This window comes from Ruegeria sp. AM9, assembly GCF_056540565.1.
Map to the genome: position 1 here is coordinate 1 of NZ_JBQFWY010000032.1, position 2,529 is coordinate 2,529.

General features: G+C 60.7%; 2 protein-coding genes and 1 pseudogene. All 3 read left to right on the forward strand.

Annotation, left to right across the window (positions count from 1 at the left end):
• The first annotated feature begins 19 nt into the window (after positions 1 to 19).
• Positions 20 to 1,042, forward strand: coding sequence for a putative 2-aminoethylphosphonate ABC transporter substrate-binding protein (locus tag ACR0DO_RS19390; protein ID WP_480561079.1), 1,023 nt, complete (start codon positions 20 to 22; stop codon positions 1,040 to 1,042).
• Between the two features lie 135 nt (positions 1,043 to 1,177).
• Positions 1,178 to 2,308, forward strand: coding sequence for a putative 2-aminoethylphosphonate ABC transporter ATP-binding protein (locus ACR0DO_RS19395; RefSeq protein WP_480443005.1), 1,131 nt, complete (start codon positions 1,178 to 1,180; stop codon positions 2,306 to 2,308).
• Positions 2,308 to 2,529, forward strand: a pseudogene (locus tag ACR0DO_RS19400) (putative 2-aminoethylphosphonate ABC transporter permease subunit); the annotation flags it as partial. The gene ACR0DO_RS19395 and the pseudogene ACR0DO_RS19400, both read left to right, overlap by 1 nt.

Consider the following 2,529-nt stretch of genomic DNA (forward strand, 5'->3'; position numbering starts at 1 on the left):
CAACCCAACAGAGGAAATCATGGAACACACGACTTGTAAGTTTGCAGCAATAGTGGTGGGGGCGTTGCTTGCGTCGTCTGCTGCGGCCGAAACCGAGCTGACGGTTTATACGGCGGTTGAAGCCGAGGATCTGGCGCGTTACGCGGAACAGTTCAACGCGGTGCATCCGGATATTCAGATCAACTGGGTGCGGGATTCCACCGGCATCATCACCGCCAAGCTTCTGGCCGAGCGTGACAACCCGCAGGCTGACGTTGTCTGGGGTCTGGCGGCGACCTCGCTGCTGCTGCTGAAGTCGGAAGACATGCTGGAGCCCTACGCGCCGGTTGGTGTCGAGAAGCTGGATGCGAAATTCGTCGACAGCGGCGATGTGCCCAGCTGGGTTGGCATGGACGCCTGGGTGGCGTCGGTCTGCTATAACACGGTCGAGGCCGAAAAGGCCGGTCTGACGCCGCCGACCTCGTGGAAGGACCTGACCGACGCGCAGTATAAGGGCCACGTGATCATGCCGAACCCGAACTCTTCGGGCACCGGTTTCCTGGACGTGTCGAGCTGGCTGCAGCTGTTTGGTGAAGAGGGCGGCTGGGAATACATGGACGGCCTGCACGAGAACATCGCGCGCTACACCCATTCGGGGTCCAAGCCGTGCAAGCTGGCTGCGGCCGGCGAGATTCCGATCGGCATCTCGTTTGCCTTCCGTGGCGCCAAGTCCAAGGCGGCAGGTGCGCCTCTGGAAATCATCGTGCCGAGCGAAGGTGTTGGCTGGGACATGGAGGCCACCGCGATTGTAGCGGGCACCGACAAGCTGGAAGCCGCGCAGAAGCTGGTTGATTTCTCGGTCACCAAGGAAGCCAACGAGATGTACAACAGCGGGTACGCGGTTGTTGCGATGCCGGGCGTTGCCAAGCCGGTTGAGTACTTCCCCGAAGGCCTGCTGGACGCGATGATCGACAATGATTTCGAGTTTGCCGCCAACAACCGCGCCGCCATCCTGAAGGAATGGCAGTCGCGCTATGACGGCAAGTCCGAACCCAAAGAGTAAACCACTCGAGCCGGAGGGGCTTAATGCTCCTCCGGTTTTTTGGATAAACTCCCCTACATCTCATGTGAACGGCGCGGCGAATTTCTGGCCACTCTCTTGTCATGGCTGCTGCGCAAAGCTCAAGGACCCCTCCCAGTGCTTAAGAAAACCTCTCCCGGTGATCTCTATCTGAGTATCCAAGACCTCTGGAAAGCTTTTGGCGAATTTCTGGCCCTTCGGGATATCTCGCTGGACATCAACGAAGGTGAATTCATCTGCTTTCTGGGGCCTTCGGGCTGCGGCAAGACCACCCTGCTGCGCGCCATTGCGGGTCTGGACCTGCAAACCAAGGGCACGGTGATGCAGGATGGCAAGGATGTGTCGAACCTGCCCCCGTCCGAGCGCGACTTCGGCATCGTGTTCCAGTCTTATGCGCTGTTTCCGAACCTGACGATCGAAAAGAACATCGCCTTCGGGCTGGAAAACACCGGCCGCAGCAAATCCGAGATCGCGGTGCGCGTGGCCGAGTTGCTGAAACTTGTGGGCCTGCCGGATCAGGGCAGCAAATACCCGGCCCAGCTGTCGGGCGGCCAGCAACAGCGGATCGCGCTGGCGCGGGCGATTGCCACCAATCCCGGCCTGCTGCTGCTGGACGAGCCGCTGTCGGCGCTGGACGCCAAGGTGCGCGTGCATTTGCGTCATGAGATCAAGGAATTGCAGCGCAAGCTGGGCGTGACCACGGTGATGGTGACCCATGATCAGGAAGAGGCGTTGGCCATGGCCGACCGGATCGTGGTCATGAACCACGGGGTGATCGAACAGGTCGGCACCCCGACCGAGATCTATCGCCACCCGGCCAACCTGTTCGTGGCCGACTTCATCGGTGAGATGAACCAGCTGCCTGCGGTCGCGGGTGATGCTGAAAGTCTGGAGCTTGGCGGTTCGGTTCTGAAATGTGAACCCCATGATCATCAGAAGGGCAGCCGTATCGTTGCCGCCGTCCGCCCCGAGGATATCATCCCGCATGGCGAAGGGGCGCGGTCTCCGGGTGCGCCGGACATCATCACCACGCCGGAAAATGCCTTCGAAGTGCGCATCAACGAGATGGAATTCCTGGGCTCGTTCTGGCGCTGCCGCCTGTCGCATGAGATTTTTGGCGCCGAAGAGCTGATCGCCGATTTCTCGATCAACGCGGTGCGCCGTCTGGGCCTTGAAGAGGGCGGCAAGATGATGATCGAACTGCCCCGCAACCGCCTGATGGCCTTCACCCCGGCGGAGGAGGGCTGATGACCGATACCACCTCTCTGCCCGCTGGCCCGGTCATCAAGGGCAAGCTGAGCCGCGACGATCTCATCATGCGCGGCGGCATGATGGTCATCGCGCTTTATCTGGTCGTGACCCTGGCGTTTCCGCTTTGGGCGATGCTGTCCAAGTCGTTCTCGACCTACCGGATGGAGCTGTCGCAATACGAATTCCAGGTCAGCGACGACAACGGCGTGTTCAGCGGA